Annotated in this window: 19 protein-coding genes; 9 read left to right on the top strand and 10 right to left on the bottom strand. The window is 56.8% G+C overall.

Features of this window, described 5'->3' with window-relative positions; all coding sequences use genetic code 11:
• The first annotated feature begins 3 nt into the window (after nt 1-3).
• The 3 genes from EJA70_RS24945 to EJA70_RS24935 all read left to right on the top strand — a co-directional run bounded on the left by EJA70_RS24945 (nt 4) and on the right by EJA70_RS24935 (nt 2,425).
• A complete protein-coding gene (locus EJA70_RS24945; protein ID WP_158834285.1) occupies nt 4-816 on the top strand; it encodes a zinc-dependent peptidase in 813 nt (270 codons plus the stop codon).
• Nucleotides 817-928: 112 nt separating this feature from the next.
• Nucleotides 929-1,456, top strand: coding sequence for an inorganic diphosphatase (ppa, locus tag EJA70_RS24940; protein WP_008052339.1), 528 nt, complete (start codon nt 929-931; stop codon nt 1,454-1,456).
• Nucleotides 1,457-1,678: 222 nt separating this feature from the next.
• Entirely contained in the window at nt 1,679-2,425 is a 747-nt protein-coding gene (locus tag EJA70_RS24935) for a helix-turn-helix transcriptional regulator (RefSeq protein ID WP_158834283.1), read from the top strand.
• A 346-nt stretch (nt 2,426-2,771) separates the two neighbouring features.
• Here the strand turns inward: EJA70_RS24935 and EJA70_RS24930 are convergent, their stop codons facing one another.
• Genes EJA70_RS24930 through EJA70_RS24910 form a run of 5 tightly spaced genes read right to left on the bottom strand, consistent with a single transcriptional unit; the run spans nt 2,772 to nt 11,220 of the window.
• Entirely contained in the window at nt 2,772-4,253 is a 1,482-nt protein-coding gene (locus EJA70_RS24930; RefSeq protein ID WP_158834281.1) for a hypothetical protein, read from the bottom strand.
• A 55-nt stretch (nt 4,254-4,308) separates the two neighbouring features.
• A complete protein-coding gene (locus tag EJA70_RS24925; RefSeq protein ID WP_158834279.1) occupies nt 4,309-7,719 on the bottom strand; it encodes a DEAD/DEAH box helicase family protein in 3,411 nt (1,136 codons plus the stop codon).
• Nucleotide 7,720: 1 nt separating this feature from the next.
• Complete coding sequence (locus EJA70_RS24920; protein ID WP_178116984.1) at nt 7,721-8,551, bottom strand: hypothetical protein; 831 nt, start codon at nt 8,549-8,551, stop codon at nt 7,721-7,723.
• A gap of 3 nt (nt 8,552-8,554) precedes the next feature.
• Nucleotides 8,555-9,670, bottom strand: coding sequence for a restriction endonuclease subunit S (locus tag EJA70_RS24915; protein WP_158834277.1), 1,116 nt, complete (start codon nt 9,668-9,670; stop codon nt 8,555-8,557).
• Nucleotides 9,667-11,220, bottom strand: a complete 1,554-nt coding sequence (locus EJA70_RS24910; RefSeq protein WP_256677729.1) for a class I SAM-dependent DNA methyltransferase — start codon at nt 11,218-11,220, stop codon at nt 9,667-9,669. The genes EJA70_RS24915 and EJA70_RS24910 overlap by 4 nt, the downstream gene beginning before the upstream one ends.
• A 273-nt stretch (nt 11,221-11,493) precedes the next feature.
• Here EJA70_RS24910 and EJA70_RS24905 point away from each other — a divergent pair, with 273 nt between their 5' ends.
• The 6 genes from EJA70_RS24905 (at nt 11,494) to EJA70_RS24880 (ending at nt 16,793) form a co-directional block, all read left to right on the top strand.
• On the top strand, nt 11,494-12,414 hold the full coding sequence (locus EJA70_RS24905; RefSeq protein WP_158834275.1) for a restriction endonuclease: 921 nt from the start codon (nt 11,494-11,496) through the stop codon (nt 12,412-12,414).
• A gap of 184 nt (nt 12,415-12,598) precedes the next feature.
• On the top strand, nt 12,599-13,210 hold the full coding sequence (locus tag EJA70_RS24900; protein ID WP_137216635.1) for a DarT ssDNA thymidine ADP-ribosyltransferase family protein: 612 nt from the start codon (nt 12,599-12,601) through the stop codon (nt 13,208-13,210).
• Nucleotides 13,185-13,829: a DUF4433 domain-containing protein gene (locus EJA70_RS24895; protein ID WP_158834273.1), complete on the top strand. Its 645-nt coding sequence runs from the start codon at nt 13,185-13,187 to the stop codon at nt 13,827-13,829. Before EJA70_RS24900 ends, EJA70_RS24895 begins: the two co-directional genes overlap by 26 nt.
• Complete coding sequence (locus EJA70_RS24890) at nt 13,826-14,911, top strand: macro domain-containing protein (protein ID WP_158834271.1); 1,086 nt, start codon at nt 13,826-13,828, stop codon at nt 14,909-14,911. The genes EJA70_RS24895 and EJA70_RS24890 overlap by 4 nt, the downstream gene beginning before the upstream one ends.
• A 203-nt stretch (nt 14,912-15,114) precedes the next feature.
• On the top strand, nt 15,115-16,284 hold the full coding sequence (locus tag EJA70_RS24885; protein WP_158834269.1) for a GGDEF domain-containing protein: 1,170 nt from the start codon (nt 15,115-15,117) through the stop codon (nt 16,282-16,284).
• Between the two features lie 77 nt (nt 16,285-16,361).
• Nucleotides 16,362-16,793 (top strand): hypothetical protein, encoded by a 432-nt coding sequence (locus EJA70_RS24880; RefSeq protein ID WP_150648528.1) that lies wholly within the window; start codon nt 16,362-16,364, stop codon nt 16,791-16,793.
• Between the two features lie 9 nt (nt 16,794-16,802).
• On the opposite strand, the gene EJA70_RS24875 is transcribed toward EJA70_RS24880, so the two are convergent.
• From EJA70_RS24875 to EJA70_RS24855, 5 genes are read right to left on the bottom strand one after another with little or no spacing between them, the layout of a single operon-like run.
• The gene (locus EJA70_RS24875; protein WP_158834267.1) at nt 16,803-17,615 is read right to left on the bottom strand and encodes a YfaP family protein; all 813 of its coding nucleotides are present in this window, start codon (nt 17,613-17,615) and stop codon (nt 16,803-16,805) included.
• 3 nt (nt 17,616-17,618) lie between these two features.
• Nucleotides 17,619-19,238 carry a DUF2300 domain-containing protein gene (locus tag EJA70_RS24870; RefSeq protein ID WP_158834265.1) on the bottom strand — a complete coding sequence of 540 codons (1,620 nt, stop codon included), beginning with the start codon at nt 19,236-19,238 and terminating at the stop codon, nt 17,619-17,621.
• Between the two features lies 1 nt (nt 19,239).
• Nucleotides 19,240-23,814 carry an alpha-2-macroglobulin gene (locus EJA70_RS24865; protein ID WP_158834263.1) on the bottom strand — a complete coding sequence of 1,525 codons (4,575 nt, stop codon included), beginning with the start codon at nt 23,812-23,814 and terminating at the stop codon, nt 19,240-19,242.
• Nucleotides 23,811-24,461: a DUF1175 domain-containing protein gene (locus tag EJA70_RS24860; protein WP_158834261.1), complete on the bottom strand. Its 651-nt coding sequence runs from the start codon at nt 24,459-24,461 to the stop codon at nt 23,811-23,813. Before EJA70_RS24860 ends, EJA70_RS24865 begins: the two co-directional genes overlap by 4 nt.
• Nucleotides 24,446-26,158, bottom strand: a complete 1,713-nt coding sequence (locus EJA70_RS24855; protein WP_158834259.1) for a DUF2138 domain-containing protein — start codon at nt 26,156-26,158, stop codon at nt 24,446-24,448. The genes EJA70_RS24860 and EJA70_RS24855 overlap by 16 nt, the downstream gene beginning before the upstream one ends.
• Between the last annotated feature and the right edge of the window lie 37 nt (nt 26,159-26,195).

The raw sequence follows: 26,195 nt of genomic DNA, 5'->3' as shown, positions 1-26,195 counted from the left end.
CCCATGTGGTCGCTGAGCGCCTGGCGACGCCGGCGCATTCTGGCGAAGCACCCGATTGCCGACGATATGTGGCAACGGGTGCGCGATCACCTGAGCTTTCTTGACGGCATCACCGACGCGCAAGACCAATGGCTGCGCGAAGCGTGCGTGCTGTTCCTCGAAGAAAAACATCTGACCGCCCTGCCCGGCGTCGAGCTGCATCAGGAGCAACGCCTGTTGCTCGCCGCTCAGGCGCAATTGCCACTGCTCAACCTCGGTGATTTGAACTGGTATCAGGGTTTCCACGAAATCGTCCTCTACCCCGATGACTTCCTCAGCCCGCAGCGTCACCGCGATGCCAGCGGTGTCGAGCATGAGTGGGATGGCGAGCACAGTGGCGAGGCCTGGCAACAAGGGCCGATCATCCTCGCCTGGCCAGGCGTGATGGCCAGTGGTGGCTGGGAAGGTTACAACCTGGTGATCCACGAACTGGCGCACAAGCTCGACATGCTCAACGGCGACGCCAACGGCCTGCCCCCGCTGCACGCCGACATGCGCGTCAGCGACTGGGCCGAGGTCATGCAGGCTGCTTATGACGATCTTGATGGCCAGCTTGAGCGTAACCCCGATGCCGAAACGGCCATCGATCCTTACGCCGCCGAAAACCCGGCGGAATTCTTTGCGGTCACCAGCGAATACTTCTTCAGCGCTCCAGATCTGCTGCACGAGGCTTATCCACAGGTCTATGCGCAACTGCAGCTTTTCTACCGTCAGGACCCGTTGGGCAGGTTGCGGCAACTTCAGGCCAGCGACCCGGTCTATCAGGCGCACGACTAAGCGCTGCACGACTTCTGGTACGTGGCGTCGGCGTAGGAATATGCCTATAATCGCCGCCACTTTTTGGTCAATCCGGCCAAGTGTTTTTGGTCAACTACGGGGGCAACGCCCAATGAGCTACAGCAAGATTCCGGCTGGCAAAGACCTGCCGAACGACATCTACGTCGCGATCGAGATCCCGGCCAACCACGCGCCGATCAAATACGAAATCGACAAAGACAGCGATTGCCTGTTCGTTGACCGTTTCATGGCCACCCCAATGTTCTACCCGGCCAACTACGGTTACATCCCGAACACCCTGGCTGACGACGGTGATCCCCTCGACGTGCTGGTTGTAACCCCTTACCCGGTTGCGCCAGGCTCGGTGATCCGCGCCCGTCCAGTCGGCATCCTGAACATGACCGACGACGGCGGCGGCGATGCCAAAGTTATCGCAGTGCCACACGACAAGCTGTCCCAGCTGTACGTCGACGTGAAGGAATACACCGACCTGCCGCCACTGCTGATCCAGCAGATCGAGCACTTCTTCGCGAACTACAAAGATCTCGAAAAAGGCAAATGGGTCAAGATCGAAGGCTGGGCCGGTGCTGACGCCGCCCGCGACGCGATCACCAAGTCGGTTGCTGCCTACAAGGGCTAATTGCCCTGACCCGCAGTCCGCTTGAAGAAAACCCCGGTCGATCCGGGGTTTTTTATGCTCGAGAAAGGTCGTCTTAAACAAGGCGTTTACGACGGACTACAGAAAAGTTTTAACCTGTGTAATTTCCCACAAGAACGTCTTACATCCCGTCGCAAAATTCAGCCCGTTTTTGAACGCCCGGTTTATTCAAACGGCTCTGGCACGGCCGTAGACTCCGTGTTTATGAGAAAGAACACTAGCGGTCCAAGATTCAGGGCACTCCTGGAAGCAGCGAACATCTCGACCACGGGTTTCGCAAAGTTCTGGGGCACGGAAGCCCAAAATGTCCACAACTGGTACACCCGGGGCGTCCCGGCGTATCGCATGGAAGAAGTCTCACGCCTGCTGTCCGTCAACAGCGAATGGCTGAAAACCGGCGAAGGCAACAAAGAAGCGCCGAGCCTGAACGCGCCTGCCAGCAACGGCGACACCTTCGACGCCCACGCCATCCGTGGCGTCTACACCGTCATCGATCCCAACGACATCAATCTGCTGTTCTTCAAGGAAACGCCGCTCACCGACGGCTCCGGCAAAACCCACGTCATCCAGGACCCGGACCAATCCATCCGCCTGCTGCGCAACCACCTCGATCAACTCGAAGTCAGACACACCGACGCCATCTGCGCGCACATGATCGGCAACAGCATGGCCGAACGCATCGAAGACGGCTCCGTCGTCGCCATCGACCGTGGCCTGACCCAAGTCGTCGACGGCGAAATCTACGCCATCGAACACGACGGCATGCTGCGCATCAAATACCTGCACCGCATGCCCGGCAACGGCTTACGGCTGCGCAGCCACAACAACGCCGAATACCCGGACGAAGTATTCCGCCCGGCGCAAATTGAAGAGCAAAGGATTCACATATTGGGCTGGGTGTTCTGGTGGTCGACCGCGGGCAAACGCCGGCCGGTGGTGCCGTTCCTCTGATCTGACGGCCAGCACCTCCCCCTGTAGGAGTGAGCCTGCTCGCGATGAGGCCCTGAAATACAGTACAAATCCCCAATACCTACTACAGCAGTCGCTCTAAACCGCACTTCAGACTGGGAATTCGCAGCAAAACTCAGTATCCTGCGCCCCACATTTGCGCATCGACCCGCCCCGCGGCTCAGAGAGCGCCCGACGCGGCAGACCAACGTCTGACCAAGTCCCACAGCCGGACGCAGATCCGGATGTACGTTTTGAAGGCTGGCAAGGCTTACCAAAAATAGGCCAAGCCAGTCCCCGAGAAGCCGGCCACAAGCCGGCTTTTTAATGTCTGAAATAATCTCTATACTCACCCTAGCTTATAAGAAGCTACACCTCTGGTAACTCTCTCGATCCATCTCGTATGCGATTTATAAAAACTCATAAAATCATCACTCGCACCATTATTTGTATATAAAGTAGGTTCGGGGGAAATCTGAAAAGATGCATAGGACAAACCAAGCGCATCACAAATCTCGAAGTCTTTTCCTGCGCGTCCAAATGAAAGATGGGAAATGTACTTCACCCCCAGCGCAGCAAATAATTTCTCCGGAGACAGTTTCAACCTTTGACCATTCCAAATATAACTCCCACAAAGTGAAATCAGTTCACCCCCCGCCGAATCCCAAATGGTCAGAGCGTACCTCGGAAGATGTGAATCATCTCCATCTTTATGAAACCCTACCAAACTAGCTATCACGTTCCGCGGATCGAAAATTTGAATATCAACTTTAATGCCTTCGCACTTTTCCTCAAACTCTTCTATAGTCCTTAAGATAAGCTTATTCCATGACGGCTGATGACGTGTAAAAGCATCAATACTTTTCAGATGCTTACCGTAGGCGGCCTTATGCTGAGATTTAAAAATAATATCCAGCCAGTCCTTTCCACCAGCTTTTTTTAGCGATGCACTTTGAATAAAGTCTGATACGGAGTGGAGAGGAAAGCGACGAGCCAACTCCTTAGAAAAGGAGACCTTATTCACCCCCCAGAGCGAGTCATATGAAGCCAATTTGTTCGGAGTTCCTCTATCCGTCTCTAAAAACTCTTTTGGCAGGATCCTCGTTAGTGCGAACAAATAATCTTCATACACATTGAATGGACCATCAATTGGCTCTCTTCCACTTTTTATGCCTGTCTGCTGGATAAGCTTATCAGCCTCACCAATGGTGGGCTCATCCCAGTCTCGCAGCGCGGCGAGATAAACCCTGGCTTTCACGTGTTCGAGTTCATTGGGATTAACAAAAATTGCAATTACAACAGGAACAGCAAATCGATCAATGTAACGTTTTAGAGTATCAAAGGCACTCCGCGCCGCTTCCAAATCTTCAAATACAATCTGTTGGTGCTCATTATGATACTCTAGGCGATAAACTGGAGCAGTCGCAGGATCAAATCGTTTTGAACTCAGCGGAACGCCATTATCATCAACCTCGAGTTCATACCCTTCTATCGAATACTCCGTTTCACGTTGAAACAACGGCAAAGAAGAAGCTAACTCTTTCCATACTGTCGACACGATAAACACTCGGCACTCATGCGCTTCCAAGCCACTCGACTGGATATACTTTGAAACCTCATGCAAAGCTTCCCGAGCTGACGACTCGGAGCGCTTTAGCTCTATAAAAACGTGAGAGCCACATTCATCCCTAGCATAAATATCAATAAATCCGCTAGAGCCTTCACGCCCCCTGACAAAAACCTCATCATCAACGAGTACGAGCCCAGACTCAAGAACAGCTAAGTTTTCTTTCAAATTATCTCGAATAACGTCTTCGCCAACAGCACTCATACATCTAGTCCTTAGATAGTTTCGAGAAACTCTTTCAATTTACTAACAACAGAGATCAAGCAACCAACGCAGCCGACTCTACAGCCTTCAGTGCGACAATCAGCTTGTCAACGTCTTCAGGAGCGAACAATCCGTCTGGCCCACTAGGCGTGATGTCTGTGAAGGGTGATTCATAGAGTAAGGCTGCGCTCATCACCCCATGTTCTGTCAAATGCTGAATCACCAAATTACTGAATTCGATTTGACTGGCATTGAATGATTTCCCAGCCAAGAACTCCGAAAGAGCATCAGATGCAGCATCGCGATCCAAGCCTACGAGCGAGCGGATGAATAGCCCCAACCCTTTGGCTTGTTCCTTGGCGCGGCTGATTTCCCCAGCACCGCCACCGCTCTCAACCAGCATCTGCTCAAGCGCTTCAAGATCCAGCGCAGTCAGCGGTTGATTACGTCGCAGCTTCTGCAGTGACAAATGATCCTGATGCGCCCGCAGGAACGCGCGGGCCTTGTCACGAAAACGCTCGAAACTCGCAGGATTCACCATCGAAGGCATGATCACTTCGTCGATTTGCCCCAACTCATCCTCAAAATCGGTATAGACGCGAACGCCTCGCCCTTTTTCCAGAAGCTTGATCAAACTGCGCAGTTTGCGACGCGCCTGCTCCAGCATCGACACCGTTACGTCTTCCCACCACTCCTGACTCGCTACGGCCTCGACCATCAGCAAATGCTCAGCAATCGCCGGGATGTTGCTTTGGCCCAACAGCGCCTCAGCCAGCTCCCGAACCTTTTCGCTCAAGTTGGCGAAGCCTGGCTCTGCATTGAGAACACATAGCTGCAGTCTGAGCAGCAAAAGATCGAAGCGCTTGGCTTCCTCATCCTCTTCCGCCAACTGGGTGGGTAGCCCGGACAGATGCTCGGCAAGCTCCTGCAGTTGGTTGTCACCGAGATCTTTCCAGATACCGGCAGCGGAGAACCGCTCAACCCAGTAACGCTTTGGTCGAACCACAAAGTTATCAAGCGTCATCGCACTGACGCGCTCGTGTAACCCACGAGCAATGTCAGCTCGAAGTTCATCGTCGCTATAGATGACCGAATAGGTGCCACAAGACTCTTTGGCATCAACACTGTTTCGGCGTCGATCCAGCGCCGCCAACATCTGCAAACGCGCTTTGAACAAACGCTGCCCCAGTGGCTCGCTCAACGTGCCCTCAGTTGGCTCAGGGTTCTGGTTGAAATATTCCAGGTTCTGGCAGAAATCAAAGATGAAGAAGTCCTCTTTGTCCTGGTCTGGCCCGAACAGGTCGTCGCACAATCGCGTACCACGTCCGACCATTTGCCAGAACTTGGCTTTGGAGCGAACGATCTTGAAGAACACCAGGTTGACCACTTCCGGCACATCAATACCGGTGTCGAGCATGTCCACGGAAATGGCAATGTGCGGCGCTTTGTCCTTGATCGAGAAGTCATCGATCAAGGATTGTGCGTAATCGGTTTTGTAAGTCACCACCCGAGCGAAAGCGCCCTTCTTGTCCGGATAGCTCGCGTCGAACCGCTCGGCGATGAACTCAGCATGTGCGTTGTTCTTGGCGAAAATAATGGTCTTGCCCAACCGATCGCCGCCCGCCACTTTGTGGCCGCGCTCCATCAGCGTCTGCAACACCTTGTCGACCGTGTCGGTATTGAACAACCAGCGGTTGACCGCATCAGCGCTGACCTCGTCCGGGACTTCTTGCTCCTCGCCCCATTCGAGCTCGTCCCACTGGTCTTTCTCTTCTTCAGACAGTTCGTCGTAGCTGATCCCTTCGCGCTGAAACTTCAGCGGCACAGAAACCCCACGCGGTTTGACCAGATAACCCTCAGCGATTGCATCATCCAAAGTGTAGGCATCGGTTGGGACGCCACTTTCAAGGTTGAACAGGCTGTAAGTATTCCGATCGATTTCGTCTTTAGGCGTCGCCGTCAGGCCAACCAGCAACGCATCGAAGTAGGAAAAGATCGCGCCGTATTTTTGATAAACCGAACGGTGCGCCTCATCGATGATGATCAGATCGAAATGGCCGACACCAAAGCGCCGCTGCCCTTCCTGCTTTTCATCGATCAGCCCCATCATCGTTGGGTAGGTCGAGACGTAGACGCGGCCCTCGGTGTTCTTCTCGGTCACCAGATTGACCGGCGCCGCGTTGGGCAAAAACTTCTTGAACGCGTTCGCAGCCTGATTGACCAAGGCCACGCGATCGGCCAGAAACAGAATGCGTTTGGCCCAATTACAGCGCATCAGCAAATCGCTCAAAGCGATGACTGTCCGGGTCTTGCCGGCCCCAGTCGCCATGACCACCAACGCTTTGCGCTGGTGATCCTGCTCGAAGGTTTCACCAATACGGCGAATGGCCCGTTGCTGGTAGTGCCGCTCGACAATGAGCGGGTCAATCGTCGCCTCACCCAACTTCTTGCGGCTGCTACGACGTTGAATCAGCAGCGCCAATTCGGCCTTCTTGTGGAAGCCCTGAATGAGGCGCGGCGGGTAAAGCAAGTCGTCCCACAGCCAGTGTTCGTAGCCATTAGTGAAATAGATCAGCGGGCGCTGGCCGAACATCACCTCCAGGCAATTGGCGTACAACTTGGCCTGCTGCTGCCCCTTGCGGGCATCGTGCTGCGTGCGTTTGGCTTCTATCAACGCCAGCGGCTTGCCGTCGTCGCCCCACAGCACGTAATCGACAAAACCTTGTTCTTTACTGTTCGGCATGCCCGCGACTTCAAACTCACGATCACGGGCGGCATTCAGTGGCCAGCCTGCCTCGTGCAGCAACTGATCGATAAACAAATCACGGGTTTGTGCTTCGTTGTAATCGTGGTTATCCGGCTGACTGGCGTTGGCGGCTTTGGCAGCGGCCACATCAGCACGTAGCTGGGCCAGTTCTTGATCCAGCGCGGCGTTTTTCTTCTGTGCTTGCGACAGCGCGGCGTCTCGTTGAGCGAGTTCGCGTTCAAGCTTTTGCAGTTGCGCTTGAGTTTGCGTGGCGGCGACTTGCGGCGGCTTGGGCAACAGCGCCGTGTCGAATTTTAGCGCGCCATCGGGTTTGCCCGCCGCGCTGCGTGCGTAATGCCGCCCCAACCAATAGGCCACATGAAACAGTTCACTCAGCACCGCTTTGGCATCTTGCTCGCGCACTTGCCGGGCGCTGTGCACGGCATCGTTACCGCGCTTGCGGATGACTTCCATTTTGGCGTGGAGCATCGGCCCAGTCAGGGTCTTGAATGTTGGCTCAAACAGGAACGCCGACAAGTCGCTTTTGTACGGCAGCTTCAGACTGCGATCAGCCTTGAACAGCCACGCCACCAACAACTCCAGCGTGCGCCGGGCGTAGAAGCAGGACGTGCGCGGATCCGCCAGCACATTGGCTTCAGCCTTCAGCGCCTCGGCATGCAACCCGGGCCATTCAGCGCGCAAGAAGGCAAAGTTACTCATATCAACGTCCTTGAAATATGGCGGCAACGTCCAGCCGATCGGTCAGGTAGGGGGTGAATCCGGTGAATAGGATACAAAGTGCCAGCATATCGCGCATCTCTATATTGCCTTCCACGCTACCGGGCTTACCGCCATGGCGGATGCCGGGATAGTCGCAGGTGAAACCATAGAGACTTTTCAGCGCTTGGCGAACCTTGGCGTGGGGCCAGTGCGGGAGTTGGTCGCAGATGCTCGACAGTGCGTATTCATTGACCTGCGGATTATTGCGACCGAGGGCTTCCAGCAGATTGATCTGTTTCTGCAGGCAGGTTTTGATCCGCCCTTCACCGCCCCTGTCGTGCAGGTCGCGGAAGGCTTCGTCAAAATCCCTTTGCAGGGTATGCAGGTGCGGATGCTCGGCGTTGCTGTTGCGCAGGCCTTGAACCAGATTGGCGAACAGGCCGGGAACCGTCGGATACAAGCGACAGGGGCGGCGTAGTTCGTAGTTCAGGTTGTAGGTATCGATGAAGTTGGACAGGCGATTGAAATACGCATTGGCCAGTGCGTCGCCGGCCAGTTCGTCGAGCACTTCGTAGGCGGTTTGCAAGAAGCTCAGCAGAGATGATTCGTCGATCAGGTCATCGGCGCAGATCTGCCGGAAGGCTCGAACGCTCTGAGGCGGGTCGTCGATGATCTCGGCCAGCGCGGCCATGGATGGGGGCGTTTTTAAGGCAGGCATCAACGCCCGGTACAACTCGCAGAACAGATCGGCAGGCGCCGATCCGTGACGCGTCAAGGGGCTCCAGAGCTCGCGCCAGGTTCGAGACCAGACTGGGAGCATGGAGCCGCGCATGAATTAGAGTTCGCCTCGGAAAGCACGGTGTTGGACGGACAAAAAAAGGCTATCTAGTAGATTTAAACGAGTCCGTTGCAGCAATACTTGACTATCTAATTTGCGGCATATATTCACAAACTTCTGTTGCTGCTCAACTGGAGGAACTGAAATTTTCACTCGGCTAAGTCGCCCAGCCGAAACAAGAGGCTGTCCAGACTTGCTAGCATATTGATTTAAGTTCGCATACTTCAGAGCAAAATACACATACTCCACCGACAACCCATCACGCAACCCGCTTACATACAATGCATTATCTGTAACCCACGAAAACGGGGACGACATATGTACACAACCACAATATGCACCAACCCTCCCAATTACAATCTTGGGATCATCAAACATATACTCATCATGGTAGCCGCTAGTACCATTCCCCCCATAAACAGGATACAGACCATTAGATGACATTTCGGAGGCGGGCAAGAAGCTCCCACTTTTAAACTTCAACAGCTGCCCTAGCTCTACTGCCGGATATTCACAACCTAACGCATCCCGATTAAAAAACATATTAAAGAACAATGACTCATAAAGTTCAGACAGCAACTCTAGAGCTTTACGACACTTTGCACGCACCCCATCTAGCCCAGCTAAAGCTTCAGAGATTCTATTTTGCTCGAACAATGAAGGCAAAAAAACCTGTAAATCTGAAAAAAAACTTATTGGCACGCGCCGATGCCCTGCGCTCCCAGTCATTTTTCGCGCCCCTGCAAGACGAACGCTGCACTGACGCAAAAAATACAAAAGATATCTAGAATTCACCTGACTACTATCAGGTCTTACTACGTGAAACTCAGTAGATCCAAACCCATATTTATTAGCGATCCTTGCTTGAGCAATTTTTCCATTTTCAAAACAAGGTGTAATTTTCGCGATTAATAAATCACCATTTTCAAAAGCTGTATAGCCTCTATTAACTTCAGAGTAGGGACGACTTTCACCAGCAGACGTTTCTCCCCCGACTGTCACAGCAGCCATTGAGAGAAAAGAGACAAGGTCTTGATCCTCAAGATCCTGAACTGCTTTTGGATTCAGCTCTGCGATCTCACAAAGCCGAACAATATTTTGGTCGTATTTCACCCGACAAGCCCCCGCATCTCCTGCATTTCCGACCTGATGCTTTCGTCAAGGGCATCGAGTTCAGCCAATATCTCCCGCGGCGAGCGATACTCTACTTCATCTTGCACCATCTCTTTGTATCGACTAAGGCTGAGATCATAACCTTGAGCAGCAATTTCGGCTTTCGGCACGCAAAAACTTTGCGCCGTACGCGAACGATCAAGTTCTACCCCTCTACGTTCACGCCAATGCGCTAGCACATCCGGCAAGTTATTCTTCTCATGTTCACCTTCATTCAATACAACGCTAGGAGCCACACCTAACTTATCATCACTAAGAAGCGGCGTGCGCTTGTCATCCAAACTCATACCATCAGCTAGCAAATCGTAAAACCAGACGTTATCTGTGCCTCCGGAATTGGTTTTGGTAAATAGCAAAATTGATGTCGCTACCCCCGCATAAGGTTTGAATACACCGCTCGGCAATTTGACGACGCCATCCAGCTTATGATCTTCAATGATCATACGACGCAACTCTTTATGCGCCTTACTGGACCCGAACATCACACCATCAGGAACAATCACAGCCGCACGACCACCTGGCTTAAGCAAACGCAAAAACAACGCCAAAAACAATAACTCGGTCTTCTTAGTTTTGACGATCTTCTGCAGATCTTTCGCCGTACTTTCATAATCCAGACTCCCCGCAAACGGCGGGTTAGCAAGAATCAAGCTGTAGTGCTCAGCCTCTCCCGCAGTGCTTTCCGCCAGAGAGTCGCGATAACGAATATCCGGGTTCTCCACCCCGTGCAACATCATGTTCATGCTGCCAATCCGCAACATGGTGTTATCGAAATCGAAGCCATGGAACATGCCATGGTGGAAGTGCTCACGCTGTGCAGCATCCAGTAGCAGACTCGGATTTTTTTCACGCAAATATTCACCGGCCGCAACCAAAAAGCCGCAAGTACCGCTGGCCGGATCGCAGATCACGTCGTTCGGCTGCGGCGCGGTGAGTTCAACCATCAACTGAATGATGTGTCGTGGCGTGCGGAACTGACCGTTCTGCCCGGCGCTGGCGATTTTGCCGAGCATGTATTCATAGACGTCGCCCTTGGTGTCGCGATCATCCATCGGGATGTCGTCGAGCAAGTCCACCACTTTGGCCAGCAGCCCCGGCGTCGGAATAGTGAAACGCGCATCGCGCATGTGGTGGCTGTAGGTGGAGTCATCGCTGCCGATGGTTTTCAGGAACGGGAACACGTGATCGGCGATGACTTCAAACATGTCCGCCGGGGCCAGGTTCTTGAAGTGCGACCAGCGGTAATCGTTGTAATTGCAGCCCCGCGCGTCGAGGCCTTCAGGGAAGATACGGCGCTCCATCGGCTGTTTCAGACGATTGGACTTGTTCTCTTCCAGGGTGTGCAACTCATCCAGACGACGCAGGAACAGCAAATAGGTCAGTTGCTCCATGACCTCCATTGGGTTGGAGATACCACCCGACCAGAAGGCATTCCAGATTGCGTCGATTTTGCTTTTGAGTTCGCCGGTGATCACCGTGTGTTGCTCCATAGCTCACGCGCCCGATCAGCAGGCGCTAAAAAGTGGGGGATGATAGCGCCTGGGCAAAGCTTGCGTATGCCAGACGGCGGAATTTATTGCGCAGGGATGTTCTGTAGGACAAAACCCTTTCCGGTCAGCCATTCAATGTGTGAGTGTGCTGAGACACAGCGGCTTACGCTTTCACCGCATCAGCGCTAACGCTCGAAGGCATCCTCAGCGAGGGTTAATTTATACTCGCCCGCCGGTCAGTTCAAAAACACCTATCAGCACAGGGATGCGCCCATGTCCGTTCCAACCTACGATCAGTTCATCGAACCGATCCTGCGGTTTCTCGCCACAAAACCCGATGGTGCAATTGCTCGGGATGCCCACGAGGCGGCAGCCAAAATACTGCAATTAACAGAAGAGCAGCGTGAGGATCTGATCGCGAGTGGTCAGGCCACCTACAAGAACCGATCTGGCTGGGCGCACGATCGTCTCAAGCGCGCCGGTCTTTCCAGCAGTGCCAAACGCGGTTATTGGAAGTTGACTGACGCAGGAGTGCAGTACGCCAAGGAGCATGCATTTCCACTGTCAGCCAAGGACGTGGAGCATTTGGCAATCGGCTACATGAATGTGAAGCTGAAGGTCGCGCCTGACGCTGAGCCACTGGATGACCAACCGAATGCGGAGCCAGATCTAGCCTCTGCCACCGAAAGCCCCGACGACCGACTGGAGCGAGCGCTGAAGGAGTTGCGCGATGCCACGGCGGCCGACCTTTTGGATAACTTGCTGCAAGTCAGCCCCAACCGCTTCGAAGTGATCGTGCTGGATGTGCTTCATCGCCTGGGTTACGGCGCCAGTCGTAATGATCTGCAACGTGTCGGCGGTTCCGGTGATGCGGGTATCGACGGCATTATCTCGCTCGATAAATTGGGGCTGGAGAAGGTTTACGTTCAGGCCAAGCGCTGGCAGAACACGGTTGGCCGGCCTGAACTGCAGGCGTTCTATGGGGCGCTTGCTGGGCAGAAAGCTAAGCGCGGCGTATTCATCACCACGTCTGGCTTTACGGCGCACGCTGTTGACTTCGCTAAATCGGTGGATGGCATTGTGTTGGTAGACGGGACACGACTGGTGCATCTGATGATGGATCATGAGGTAGGCGTGACATCGCGTTTGTTGCGGTTGCCGACGCTGGACCGCGATTACTTTGATGAGGAGTGAGTTCAGGAGTTTTGCTGCCTGACCCTGCTAACCAATTTCCATACTGGGCTTGTGGTCAAAAGTGATGGCACACTAGAATCGCAACGACTGTTCTACCAACCCCACGGATCGAGGGTTACATCAGCGCGGGGCAAGGCCGGGACTGAATTCAGTTTAGGTTGATGTGCAGGTCAAGGAGACCACTATGTCGGACGTCAAAGAAAAAAAGAAAATCGAGGACCAGTTTCTTCTCTATCACCTCACCTCCGTTGAAAATTTGGAGAGCATTTTCCGTGATGGTTTAAAACCTAGGGCCGACCTCACTGATTTCGCTGACGTAGCAGATGCCGAGATTCTCACGAAACGCAAAACGCTGGAGCTTGACCGCTTCGTACCGTTTCACTGGTTTGCCAAAAATCCTTTTGATGGACGCGTACAGGGCGACAATCCGGACAAGAGGTTTGTGCTGATCTGCGTTCGCAGATTATTTGCTCAAAAAAATGAATGGAAAATCATTCCTCGACACCCATTGGCCGGTGATGAGATAGAGCTGCTTGAGTACGACAAAGGGTTCGAAGCGATCGACTGGGAGCTGATGAACGCGCGCGACTACTCGAACTCCAAATGCAAAAGTGTTTGCATGGCGGAATGCCTTTCGCCTGAAGTAGTAAAAGTAAAAGACTTCATCATGCTATTTGCGCCGAACTCTGAAGTCGGTGCTGTGTGCTTGGAAAAAATGCTAAAAGCGGATGTTAATGTACCCGTTCATATAAATCGGGGAATGTTTCGCAATGAACTACACCAGCCTGAATCCTGAGAAGGCTCTGATTTGGCGTATCGTCCATCGCGATAACCTGCCCTGGATTCTGGATAACGGTCTGCATTGCGCGAACTCGGAAGTACAGGCACCTCAGTACGTGAACATCGGCAACGTCGACTTGATCGACAAACGCCGTTCACGCCAGGTGCCTATCGCACCCGAAGGCGTTCTGGCCGACTACGTGCCCTTCTACTTCACGCCCTTCTCGGTAATGATGCAGAACATTCATTCAGGCTGGAGCGTTCAGCAACGCACCAACGACGAGATCGTCATTCTCGTCTCCAGCCTTTATCGCGTTGTAGAGCTGGGCCTACCGTTTGTCTTCACAAACGCACATGCCTACCCAAATTGGACAGACTATTACAGCGATCTGGCGGATCTCGACCGGATCGACTGGTCTATCCTTCAACGACGCGACTTCAAGCGCGATCCTGATGATCCTCGCAAAATGGAGCGTTATCAGGCTGAGGCACTGATTCACCATCACTTACCGATTACGGGACTACTGGGCATCATGTGCCACACCGATGCAATGAAAGTACGCATAGAAGCAGACGTTGCCGCTAGAGGCCTGACGTTGCCGGTCCATGCGCGCCCCAAATGGTATTTCCAATGATCAGATTCACCCAAGGCAACCTGCTGGAAGCCAAGACCGAAGCCCTCGTCAACACGGTGAATACCGTGGGTGTGATGGGTAAAGGCATCGCTTTGATGTTCAAAGAACGCTTTGCGCAGAATTACCGACTGTACGCAGCCGCGTGCAAGGCCGGTGAAGTGGAAACCGGCAAGATGCATGTGACGGCCACCAATGAACTCGATGGCCCGCGCTGGATCGTGAATTTCCCTACCAAACGTCATTGGCGCTCTCCCTCGCAAATGGCCTGGATCACTGAGGGTCTGCATGACTTGCGTCGTTTCCTGATAGAAAACGACGTAAAGTCCGTCGCCGTCCCACCGCTAGGTGCTGGTAATGGTGGACTGAAGTGGGCCGAGGTTCGCGAGCAAATAGTTGAGGTACTGAGTGATCTGGATGTGGATGTATTGGTGTTCGAACCCTCCAATCAGTATCTGAACGTTGCGAAACGCAGCGGTGTGGAGCAGCTCACTCCGGCACGAGCGCTGATTGCAGAACTGGTGCGACGTTATTGGGTTCTGGGCATGGAATGCAGCCTGCTCGAGATTCAAAAACTGGCGTGGTTTCTTGAGCGTGCAATCGAGAAACTTCCGGGGACTGAGAACCCGCTGAATCTCAAATTCGTCGCTCATAAATTCGGACCCTATGCCAATCGATTGGAGCATCTGCTCAACAATCTGGATGGCAGTTATCTGCATTGCGCCAAGCGCATCAGTGATGCGGAGAACACTGACGTGATTTGGTTTGATCAAGATCGCAGAGTATTTTTGCAGACCTATCTCAAGACTGAAGCCAAGGAGTACTCCCAGGCTTTGGAACGCACGGCCGAATTGATCGATGGTTTTGAATCTCCTTTTGGCATGGAGTTGCTAGCGACGGTCGACTGGTTGTTGATTCAGGAAGGCGTTGCGCCAACCGTTCCGGCTTTACGCGAAGCGCTGATGAAATGGGATGGTGGCTCCAGCGCTGCGGCACGGAAAAACAAGCTATTCGACGATCAAGCTCTGAGGATTGCGATTGAACGACTGACTTCCAGCAGCTTCAGCCCAAACATGGCGGCCTGACGCAGGAACGAAAAAGGGCAATTGGTGCTGCGCATTGCCCTGTCGTCTGTCGCACTCAAGGCAATCCTCGTGTTCACATTCCAACACTTGCCAAACTCAGCCCCCACAGTGCTAAATCCCGCCTCATAATCACCCCCTCTGTTTTTACCCGCATCCCCGACCCCGGCCGGATTCCGGTATTGAGCCTCACGGGAATCCATGGAATGGCCCTGCATATCCCGACCCTGCTGGTCGTTTCCGTCTTCGTCTTCTTTTTGATGGGGCTGTTGACGCTGCACGCCTGGTATCGCGAAACCCGCGAGCCGCCGCTGGCCTACCTCGGCAGCATGATGCTGTTGGGCGCGCTGGGCGTGGTGCTGGTGAGTTGGCGGGATCGCGGGGTGGATTTCGTTCCGATCATCTTCGGCAACATTGTGCTGTTGCTCAGCGCCGCGATGAACTGGACGGCCATGCGCACGCTGACCGGTCGCAAACCCTACCTGCCGGGCATTTTGGCGGGTTCTGTGGTCTGGCTGCTGTTGTGCCTGATACCCGCCTTTTACGACTCGATGGCGAATCGAGTACTGATCTACTCTCTGCTGGCATTCGGGTATGGCGTGCTGACGACATTGGAACTCTGGCGCAACCGTCACAGCCTGGACGTTGCGTTCATGCCGGCGTTGGTGCTGACCGTTTCGCACACCCTTTTCTATGCGGTGCGCAGCGCGACCGATGACGGGCTGCCGGTGACCAAGGCGTTGCTGGGCAGTGGCGAAGGCGTGCCGTTTTTCTCATTCATGCTCTTCGAGTCGATGTTGTATGTCATCGGGATTGCCTACATCACCTTGGCGATGGTCAAGGAACGCGCCGAACTCAAGCTCAAGGCCGCGGCGTTCAGCGATCCGTTGACCGGCATCGGCAATCGTCGCGCCTTCATGCAGCACGCCAGTCACTTGCTGGACAGCTGTCAGCAGCGGGCCGAACCGGCGGCGTTACTCCTTTGCGATCTGGATCACTTCAAGCGTTTGAACGACACCTACGGCCATCCTGTCGGCGATCAAGCGTTGATCGCGTTTAGCGAAGTCCTGACGGAAAGCGTGCGCAAAGAGGATGTATTCGGGCGCATCGGTGGCGAGGAGTTTGCCTGTCTGCTCTGCGCATGCGATGAGCCGACTGCACTGGAGACTGCCGAGCGAATCCGTCACTCCTTCGCCCGACTCTCCATTCTGGAACCGGGGCTGCTCAGCGTCAGTATCGGCGTGGTCACTACCCGTGAATCGGGTTACGACCTGTCGCGTCTGCTGTCGGAGGCGGATCAGGCGCTGTACGGCGCCAAGCATCAGGGGCGCAACCGGGTGCAGACGTTGCGCTCGTTGTATCTGGGGCTGGCGTAAAAACCCTTTTGAAGTAGCCGTCCAACACGGTTGGCCGGGCTATAAATCCGAGCAACGCTCCACAAGGAAGTTAGACATTGATTCCCCGCACGCTGAACTCACAGCTGAAATCCGTTGCCGCAACAACCCTGTGCCTCTGCTTGACCGGGTGTGTCGGAGTAGGCATCTCCCTGCCAGAAAAAGTCACACTGAAAACCGACGCATACCGAGCGCAAAGTTACCGTTCAATCACCCCACAAATCACCCGAACAGCAACATCGACGCCCACCCGCGAATGGTGCGGAATCACTGTCTGGGCGCTGGTGATTCCGGTGCCCTTGAAGCTGCCGGTCTGCCACTCGTACTCCGAGCAATCCTTCGGCAGTGACGAGTTCGGGAGGGAGACCGTTCTGCTCAACACCCGACAATCAGTGCCATCCCCGCTCTACGCCTGCGGCCCACTCATGGTGCTGGGGCCGATCGTTCACGGTTACGAAGGGAATGCGCTGTGCGGTGTTTTTCCTGACTGATCCGTTGATTCACGGATAACTGAACGACTTCACCAGCGTCAGTTCGCCGACCGCGCGCATCGGGATCAGAAACGTCTCCATTTTCTCGTTCGGAGTGCCCTCTTCGGTAATCACCGTCACCTGCGCGGTGGTCAGCGCCTGCACCGGTTCATCGCCACCCTCGTCATCCCCGCGATAGCCACCCCCAAAGTAGTTCACATACACCAGGTACTGGCCTTTGATCGGCGCCGGCATGGCGAAAATTTCCGGGCCGTAGCCGGTGGTGACGTCGACGTCGAGCGCGGCACCGTTGGCGGCGGTACGGTTGCCGTACCAGATGTGTGCGCCGTCGGGGGTGACGAGGTGCAGGTCGAGGTCGGTGCCGTCACTGTCCCAGGCCAGCAGCACGCGCAGCTTGGCCGGGGTGGCGCCGCCGCTGGTGTTGAGGAATTGTGTGCGATGGCGTTGTTGGCCGTCAGGGCTGCGCACTTCGACGCTGTTGCTGCCGTTGGGGAAGGAAAACGGACGATCGAAGCGGCCGCTGTCGTCGATTTTCAGCGGCATGCTCACGCCGTTGACGATCAGCCGCCCGGGCTCATTGTTCTTTGGTGTGGCTTTGATTTCACCGCTTATGCGCGCGGTGTTGGCTTGGCCGACCGGGGTGTTAACCGACGAGGCTGGGTAGTTGACGGTCTGGCGGAAGCTTTCGCCCTCGCCTTCAGGTGCGCCGCTACGCCAGCCGCCGACCGGGGTGTCGAGTTTGACGCTGTCGGCGGCCATCGCCGGCGATAACGCGGTCAACGTGCAGAGCAGCAGCAAGACCTGTGGATAACGAAGTGTCATGGTCTATTCCAGCAAAAGGTGACGGGCGAGCCCTTCGATGTAGGTTTCATCCTGACCGTTGGGGTGTGCTTCAAAGGCCAGGTGCAGATATTCGTGGGTCAGGTCGAGGCGATCCTGCAGGGTCAGCACACCACGTACGTAAATACGTTGGCGTTCGCGGTCGACGAAGGGACGGCCGAAGGCCAGTTTGCATACGGCGAATGTGCTGACTTCGTCGTAGCCGGTTTCGCTTTCCAGCTTCGCACGCCAGCCGCGACGCTGTTTTTGCAACCAGTCTTGCGCGGCGGGCAATGCTTCGCAGGAAGCGACAGGGTTGTCCCAACGGCTGAGACTGGCGCGCGGGTAGGCGTGCAGCAGAATCGCGTCATAGCGCTGACCGGCATTAGCTTGCTCGACGGCTTGTTGCCAGGCGAGTTTGTCCGGGCCGGGTTGATCGGAGTGATAAGTGACAGTGCTGCCGGCCAACACCAGGTCTGCCGTCCATGCAGCGATGTTGCGCGATTCAGCGGAGGCCGGGCGCGGTGCGACGCGTTGGCGAGTGCTGCTGTCGTCGATGCTCAGGCAATCGCCGTTGCGTGTGGCGTTTTGCAGCAGATAAGTGCGGATCGCTACGGCCAGCGCCTTGGCCGCTTCGGCAGGTTCGGGTCTGGCTTCACGTTCCAGCACGCGGGCGACGTATTCTTCGCGATCAAGCCTTGCGACGAGTTTGTCGTTGAGCAGAAACAGTTCGCCGTCGCTGTGGATATCCAGCGCGTTGCCGTTGGCGAATTCGACGCGATAATCGCCACGCAAAGGGCCGGAAGGCACGACCCGCTCACCAGTCAGAACCCGTGTAACCGGATAACGCGAGAACAACCCGACTTCAACACAACGCCCCGCCTCTGCCGGCCAAGCCGCTGGCAGCACGGTCGCAAGCGCCTGCCCGTAGTGGCGCAAAACCATCTGACTGGTGCCGCGACCGCCTGCCCAGACCGGCGAGCCATCCGCCGTCCAACCGGCAAACCCACCCTGACGCGATTGCGCATCCTGATCGCCGAGCCAGCTCCAGGTTTTCACCCGCAGACGCCCGCCCAGTTCACCGACGACATTGCCGTCCGCCGCGTTCAGCACCACGTCGAGCAGCACTCGACGCGCCTGATCCTGCGCCGGCAAAGTGGCCAGGACCTTCAGCAGTTCAACCACGGAAACCCGTTGCGCCGGTTGCACCGACGGCAAATCCAGCAACCACGATGGCGCCTGTCGCGCCTGCCAATACGTTCGCCAATCCGTCGCCGTAATGCCCAATCGCGCAGGCTCGAAATACAAGCCGCAGGATTTCACCAGCGCCTGATCACGCTCTATCTTGCCGCCCGCCGAGCAGCAATAGACTTCTTCCTTGGACTGCCCGCGACACTCATACGCCGGTTCCCGAGCACCTGTATCGACCAGCCACGCGTAGACAAACAACTTCCACAGGCTGCCCAACGGCGTATCCAGTGACGACGGCAACGGTTCACGCTTGATCAGTTGCGTCTGACTCAACGATAACAACTCGCCCTTAAAGGCCACGCGCAACGGCTCATCCTGCGCTGTCGCCAGCGCAGGGATCACACACATCAGCAGCCACAGCAGCGGCCGGCTCATGTCAGTTGACCGTGACCTGACCGAGGGCGGCTTTCGCTTCCTGGGCCTGATGCTGCGGCGCGTAAATCTGGGTGAAGCGCACCGGCGGCAGGTTGAACTGGCCCTTCTGCGAGAAACGCACCAGATGGCGCAGGCGCAACTCGCCGCTCAATGCATCGACCGGCACCGCGTAAGCCAGTTGCCCCGGTTCGAAACGCGCCTTCTCCAGCGCGGTCGGCTCGGTGCCATCCTTACCCTGCAACTTGATGCCCCACGTCGTGCGCTCGACATCGGCGCCCGGCGGCAACGGCACTTCGAGCATGCCGTAGCGCAGCGGTTTCGGCGCTTTGCTGGTGAGGATCACTTCGTCCAGATACAGACTGTCACTGGACAGCGGCTTGGTCCCGACCGGCTCAAGCTTGAAGGTGAAGGCTTCCTCGCCCGGCACCAGTCGCGACAGGCGACGGGTGATGGTCACGGCCATCGGATCGACCGCCGGCTGCTGAGTCTGGAAGCTCAACGCCGCGCGCAGCGGACGCTCTTGCGTGCCGGATACGGTCAACACGCTCGGCACTGGCGTCGCGCCTTGCCAAGTCCAATACATTTCGCCGCTGGCGCCGTAGTTTTTCTTCCAGCCTTCACCCGGCGTCAGTGCAATGGTCGGTGACGCCTGGGCGATGCTGCGTTGCAGCCAGGTCAGCGCCAGCGCGCGTTCCAAGGTCGATTGTTGCGGCAGCAGACGTTGCAGCAGCGCTTGCGCACGCGCTTGATCGAACGGCTGCAACGACAGGTTCAAGGCTTCGGCAAACGGCTGCGAACTGACCGACAGACGCTGTTGCGCAGCGCCCACCTGACGATTGAATGCATCCGGCAAGGCCACTTTCGACTGCGTGGCCAGCGCTGAGGTCAGCACCCGCGCCGCCGCCAGACCGAGCGCCGAATCCGGATCGCTCATCACCAGACTGTCTTCGCCATCGTCCATCAGCGTCTGCACATTGCCTTCACCGGCCTTGGCCAGATCGTCCATCAAACCGCTGAGCAGCGTGTTCACCGGCAGATGCATCTGCTTGGCAAACGACAGAATCAGCGCCCGTTGCAGCAACGGCGTGTTCGGCGCTTGCTTGGCGTAAACCTCCAGCACGCGCTGCCAATGCTCCGGCGGCAAGCTCAGTTCCAGCACATAGCTGGCGTTAAAGTCGGCGTAATAGGCATAGGCCGTGAGGAACGCATCCGGCTCACCGTCGTAACCCCACCAGGTGAAACTCGCCGATGGCCCGGCCATTTGCACCAGACGCAGACGGCTGTTTTGCATGATCAGGCGCAAGCGATCGCGGATCTGCGGGCTCGACGCCAGCGATGGATAAGCGATGCTCAACGGCAGTAAACGGCTGGCCGTCTGCTCGACGCCGCCATACGGATAGCTGAGCAGATCATCGAGTGCCGAACGGAACAGCGCTTGCGGGCTGTCATCCAGGCGCAGGCGAATATCCGTGGCGTCGGCCGGCAGACTCAACGGCGTGTCACCACTGGCGACATCAAGGCTCTGCGTCTGCGTCACTTGCCAGCCGTCACCGGTCGCACTCAGGCGCACAGCGAGGGAGTCGGCGGTCTTGCCGTCCTGCACCAACTCCGCTGTCCATTCGCCTGAAGCCAAGGCGAACGCCGGCAGCGGCAGGTAATTGATGCCGTTGTTGAGGGTCACCGGCAGGCGTTGTTCGGCGCCAGCATAGTGAGTGACCAGTTCAGCCTTGACTGGTTTTTCGGCCTGACTGAAGGCGAACACACCGAGTTGCGGCTGATCGCCCTTGCGGAATTTGCTCGGGCCGCTCCACTTCAGGTACAGCGGTTTTTCCGAACGGACGAACTGTTTCTTCTGCCCGACCTGACCGTCATCGGCGATGGCGCGGGCGGTGATGCGCCAGCGGGTCAGCGAGTCCGGCATCTTGAAGGTGAAGCGGGTTTTGCCGTCGACACCGGTCAACAACTCCGGCTGCCACGCGGCGGTGTCGACGTCTTCACGACGCGGACGCTCCAGCACTTTCACCCCACGTTCGCTGCGGTTGGCTTTGCCCGGTGCGCCAGGGCTGCCCGGCAACGCGACGTCGTAACTGATGAACGACAAGCTGGCGCTGGTGCGCACATTGTTACGGCGCGGGTGATAGAAGAACTGGTCGATGGTCGGTGCGACTTCCGGTTGCAGCGCATAGACCATTTCGTCGACGACGCTGACGGTCAGATGCGCCGGCACTGCTTTGCCGGCGAACTGCGTGGTCAGGTCAACCGTGACCGTGTCGCCCGGCAGGTACACCGCTTTGTCAGTACTGATCGCTACGTCGATTTGCGGCGCGACCACTTTGATCCCGGCGTTCTGGAAGCTGTACTGACCGCCCTTGGTGTAGAGCACGGAGAAGGTCAGGTTCGGCGCAAAGTTATCCTTCACCGGGATGCGCGCGCGGTATTGGGTGTCGCTGAGTTTTTCCAGTTTCAGCCAGTCGCCGCCCTTGGCCAGCAGCGCAGTGGCTTCGACCTTGTCACGCTCCAGCGAGAGCAATGCATCACTGACCGGTTCCGGGAACGTGATCAAAGCCAGCGCTTCATCGCCGGCCTTGTATTCAGGCTTGTCGAGGACGATTTCCACGGTACCTGGTACCGCTTTGACGCCATCGCCAGTGACCGCATGCCCGGTAGCACCGAGAACGCGACCGTGTTGATCTTTCAAGGTCAGGTTGTAGGTGCCCGGACGCTCGAAAGCGAGGCTGAAGCCTTTATCCTTCGCGGCAAGTTTGCCTTCGCCGGTGCTCTGGTCTTCCAGACGCACCCAGCCATACGTGCTCGGCGTCACTGCTTTGCTTTGCTCGGTGCCGCCCTCGTTGGCGTAGCTGAACGCAACCTTGTCGCCGACCGCACTGAAGCGTTGCGGCGCGCTCAAGCGGAAGCTCGCGGCACCGCGGTCGATGAGGATTTCCTTGGTGGTCTTGACCCGATACGCCGCGCCATCGCTGGCAAAAACGGTGAGCATGTAACGGCTCGGTTTGTCGGCGGCCGGCAGATCGAGGGTCGCGTTGCCTTTGCTGTCGGTGGTCAGTTCGGTGCTGGTCAGCTCCACCGGGAATTGCCCGAGGTATTGCAATTCGTTGTCGACCATCGACAGTTGCTGGGCACGCAGGCTCAGGGTCAGTTTGGCGTTGGCCACCGGTTTGCCGTCCGGGTAGAGCAACACCAGACTGCCTTTGACCGGCTCGCCGGTGCGGTAATCCTGTTTGGCCAGATTCAGCGAAATCTCGAAGTGCGGCTTGATGTATTCCGCCACTCGGAACGCGCTGCTGTAGGCCTGATCCTTGTAGTTGAAACGAATCTCGTAACCGCCCGCCACAGCGTTGTCCGGCAACTGGAAGCGGCCCTGAGTACCGGCCTTCGAATCAAGTTTCAAATCGAGGTGCTGCAACTCGGTACCCGTAGCATCCAGCACGCTGACGTTGACGTCCGCCGCCCCCGGCAACACTGAATCCCGCGCATTCTTGAACTCGCGGCCAACGATCTTCAACGACACCCAATCACCCGGGCGATACAGCGGCCGGTCGGTGAAGGCATACAGTTTGGTGTCGTAGATTTCGCTGTCGTAATAGAAGTTTTCCGAGACGAAGACGCCGCCCTCTTCATCCTCGCCGATCACGAACGAACGCTCCGGGCTGACGTGTTTCAGGCGCAGCAAACCATCGGTATCGGTGGCGCCGCTGCTCATCACGCCGAGGCCATCGGTCCACAGCACATTGACCTTCGGCACCGAACTGCCTTCGTGTTTGCGCGCAGCCCAGACCAGCAATTCATCGCCGGCAATTTTGCTCACTGCCACCGTGTTGGAAACGAACACCATGGTGGTCGCGCGGTACTTGCCGATCAGCGCTTCGACCAGATACAGACCGGGTTTCAGGTTGCCCAACGGGATGTAAACGTTGCCCGGTGCAACGCTGACGAAATCACTGGATGAACCCGCCAGATTAACCCCTTCCGGCGGCTGAATCGGCTTGGCCTGCCACAGCGGATAGCGGAACTGGCTGACTACCGGCAGGCCCGGAATCAACGCAAATTGCGGCTGCGCGTCGTACGGTGTCGGTGCGGCGATGGCATTGCCCATCTTCAGTTCCGGCACTTCTTCTGTGACCTGCTTGCGCGATTCATAAGAGAACGCGCGCTGCATCACCCGACGGGATTTGCGGTACCAGTTATCCCATAGGTACGCGAGGGTGTTGGACAGGCCTTCGCCCTTGAACTGGCCGTCGCTGACCACACGATGCAGGTTCTTCTGGCGCTTGAGGAAATCCAGCGGCTTGTCGATGCGATACACACGAATGTCGGCGCCGCCATACGGTTCCATGCGGAAACGACGGTAATCACGACCCGGCGCTTCGAGGCGCACCATCGCCTGTTCGTCGGCAGCAAAGCTGCTATCGGCCAGCAGGAAAAAGCTTTCACCGGAGACCGGCGTGTAGCCGCTCGGCTCGACCGAATCTTCGGCGTTGACGCTGGCCAGTGGCAGCAACAGCGCCAGCAGCAAAGGAATTCGGGAGCAGAGTCGCAACATGCGGGCACCGGTCATTGGGAGAGAAAGTTCAGTCGATAGACGCCGATGAAGTTGGGGTTGGCTGCGTCGGGTATCCATCGGGTGTCCTTCCATGTCATGAGTTGCTGCAGGCTTGCCGAACGCATGCCGTTGTCAGTCGGGGTGGTGGTGCCGGTGTGATAGGCGATGTAGCGGCCCATCCAGATCATCAGGTGCTGGTCATCGCCCTGATCGAAAAACATCAAGTCACCGGGCCGCGCCTGCGACACGTCGCGGCTGACCAGATGGCTGTTGAACTGAATCAGTTTGATCGCGTTGACGTACGGCCCAACCTTGCCGCCGCCCTGCTGCCATTGCTGGGCGAGCTTGCGCTGCTCGTCGCTGAGCGACAGTTCCGGCGGCAGATAACGATTGGACAGGCCATTGCTGCGCAGCCATTTGTCGTCGTGGACTTTCAGCGCTTCGTTGGCGGCAAAACGTACCAGCCCGGCGCAGTCCTGCTGATACCAGCGTGGGCTCGGGCCCTGGCTCAGTTGCTCCTGGGCGATGCGCACGAACCAGGCGCGAAACACCTGGGACTGCGCCGGATCCAGTGCAGGTGCTTCAATGGCTCGGGCGCCCGCGCTGAGTAACAGCGCAAGCAGGCCGAGGCTGCGGATCAGTGCGGTCACAGCGCTTTCCATTCCAGCGGCAGCCATTGCCAGTGGCCGTCAGGCTCGCTGCCTTCAGGCAGGGTCAGCGCATATTTGCCGTAGCCGCCGAGGGTGCGCAGTTTCGGGATCAGGTAGGTTTGCGCGGCGTTGTAGAACACCGGTTCCATGTCCTGCGGCAGGCTGTCGAGGGTTTCCTGCTGCATCAGCTGCGCCATCGAATCCGGGCCGAAGTAGATTGGCATCAGCACATCTTTGGGCAGCACGTCGGCCATTGGCGGGAAGCGCTTGTCGAGGGTGCCGAGGGCTTTGTCGACGAGTTTGTCGTCGAGGGAAAACAGCAGCGTCGAGCCATGACGGGCCAGGCTTACTTTCATGAACGCCTTGCCGGAAATGGCGTCCGGGTTCTCCGCAGTCTTCGCCGCATACGGGCCGAAGTTGGAGCTGACCTGACGCTGCCAGACGTGGTTCTGGCCTTCTTGTTTCTCGACCACAGGGAAGACGTTTTCTTCGACGTTGGACTCGAACGCACCGACCATCGAACCGAACAGCTTGCCGAGGTCGCCATCAAGTTTGCTGCTGTCCTCGTCTTTCAGACTGGCCACCAACAGCGGCGTGTACAAACGCGAATCAGCGTACCAGCACAGGCCTGCCGCGCCGGCCACGTGGTCGGTGAGGGTCTGCGCCACCGCGTCTTCAGCGCCGAGTTTGACCAGCAGCGGTTTTTGCGGTTCAGCAGCCACCGGCAGGGTCACGCAGGCACTGGCGCCCAGCGGCATCGCTTGCCACACCGGTTTGAAGTCGAAGTCGGGTTGGTTTTCCAGTTCGTCCATGGCGAGGTAGCTGTGCCAGCCCTTGTCGTCCATATCGAACCGCAGTCCGGCGAAATTCGGGATGAAGCGCTGATAACCCATGGCGAGGACGCTGGAATTCACCGACAGACGCTGTTTGGTTTCCGGGGTTTTCGCCGGCAGACCGAACGCTTCAGGGAAGAGTTTTTCGCCATTGAGCAACGCCGCCAGCGCTTGTGGTGAAACGTGGCCCGACTCTTCGGAGGCGCCGTTTTCCGGGTCGTAATACTTGGCCGGGTTGGACAGCACCACCAACTTGTCGCCGTGGGAGGCGAACAACAGGGCTTTGTTGGCGTTGTAGGTCAATTGGTACAGCGGCACGCTATCGCCGCCAACTTTCAGTTCGCCCATCTGACTGAGCTGCGTGTCATCCAGCGCGACTTTCGCCAGCGGTTCGAGCAGTTTCGCCAGACCGCCGCGATCCATCACCAACAGGAAATCCTTCAAGCGACCATCCGCGCCACGCCACAGCGCGACGTCAGCCGGCTGATCGAAAAGCTGCTCGATCAGGCTGTCCTGCAACTTCAGGTCGTGCTCGTAGATGATCCGGCGCAGGCTGCCGATCAGCCCGAGACGGTCGGCGTGGGTTTCGTAATAGAAGACGAAATCTTCGGTGAGCGTGGCCTTGAGGAACGGCACCGTCAGCAGGTCCTTGGGCAACTGGCTCAACGAGCGGGTTTCCAGCAAGGCATCCGGACGGCTCAGGCCGAGCTTGTCACTCGCCAGCTCCGCCGGCGGCGCCTTGGGCTTGAGCAGCAGCCAGCCAAAACCACCCGCCACGCCGGCCACCAGGCACAACCCGGCCAGCAGCAAAGGCCAGCGTCGCGAAGGTTTGGCCGCTGGCGTTTCGACAGCCGAAGTCACAGTGTTATCGCTCATCTTCTCGCTCATTTCCCAAAGCTCAGGATTTCATCCG

The organism is Pseudomonas sp. PB103, from assembly GCF_009764635.1.
Classification (GTDB): Bacteria; Pseudomonadota; Gammaproteobacteria; order Pseudomonadales; family Pseudomonadaceae; genus Aquipseudomonas.
This window is presented reverse-complemented; position numbering and strand designations above follow the sequence as displayed.

What these genes read in the sequence shown, in the direction of transcription:
- EJA70_RS24865 (WP_158834263.1), bottom strand. Translation starts at nt 23,814, where the DNA reads ATGACCGGTGCCCGCATGTTGCGACTCTGCTCCCGAATTCCTTTGCTG.
- EJA70_RS24860 (WP_158834261.1), bottom strand. Translation starts at nt 24,461, where the DNA reads ATGGAAAGCGCTGTGACCGCACTGATCCGCAGCCTCGGCCTGCTTGCG.
- EJA70_RS24935 (WP_158834283.1), top strand. Translation starts at nt 1,679, where the DNA reads ATGAGAAAGAACACTAGCGGTCCAAGATTCAGGGCACTCCTGGAAGCA.
- EJA70_RS24875 (WP_158834267.1), bottom strand. Translation starts at nt 17,615, where the DNA reads ATGACACTTCGTTATCCACAGGTCTTGCTGCTGCTCTGCACGTTGACC.
- EJA70_RS24930 (WP_158834281.1), bottom strand. Translation starts at nt 4,253, where the DNA reads ATGAGTGCTGTTGGCGAAGACGTTATTCGAGATAATTTGAAAGAAAAC.
- EJA70_RS24890 (WP_158834271.1), top strand. Translation starts at nt 13,826, where the DNA reads ATGATCAGATTCACCCAAGGCAACCTGCTGGAAGCCAAGACCGAAGCC.
- EJA70_RS24895 (WP_158834273.1), top strand. Translation starts at nt 13,185, where the DNA reads ATGAACTACACCAGCCTGAATCCTGAGAAGGCTCTGATTTGGCGTATC.
- EJA70_RS24905 (WP_158834275.1), top strand. Translation starts at nt 11,494, where the DNA reads ATGTCCGTTCCAACCTACGATCAGTTCATCGAACCGATCCTGCGGTTT.
- EJA70_RS24910 (WP_256677729.1), bottom strand. Translation starts at nt 11,220, where the DNA reads ATGGAGCAACACACGGTGATCACCGGCGAACTCAAAAGCAAAATCGAC.
- EJA70_RS24855 (WP_158834259.1), bottom strand. Translation starts at nt 26,158, where the DNA reads ATGAGCGATAACACTGTGACTTCGGCTGTCGAAACGCCAGCGGCCAAA.
- EJA70_RS24900 (WP_137216635.1), top strand. Translation starts at nt 12,599, where the DNA reads ATGTCGGACGTCAAAGAAAAAAAGAAAATCGAGGACCAGTTTCTTCTC.
- EJA70_RS24925 (WP_158834279.1), bottom strand. Translation starts at nt 7,719, where the DNA reads ATGAGTAACTTTGCCTTCTTGCGCGCTGAATGGCCCGGGTTGCATGCC.
- EJA70_RS24920 (WP_178116984.1), bottom strand. Translation starts at nt 8,551, where the DNA reads ATGCGCGGCTCCATGCTCCCAGTCTGGTCTCGAACCTGGCGCGAGCTC.
- EJA70_RS24870 (WP_158834265.1), bottom strand. Translation starts at nt 19,238, where the DNA reads ATGAGCCGGCCGCTGCTGTGGCTGCTGATGTGTGTGATCCCTGCGCTG.
- EJA70_RS24945 (WP_158834285.1), top strand. Translation starts at nt 4, where the DNA reads ATGTGGTCGCTGAGCGCCTGGCGACGCCGGCGCATTCTGGCGAAGCAC.
- ppa (WP_008052339.1), top strand. Translation starts at nt 929, where the DNA reads ATGAGCTACAGCAAGATTCCGGCTGGCAAAGACCTGCCGAACGACATC.
- EJA70_RS24885 (WP_158834269.1), top strand. Translation starts at nt 15,115, where the DNA reads ATGGCCCTGCATATCCCGACCCTGCTGGTCGTTTCCGTCTTCGTCTTC.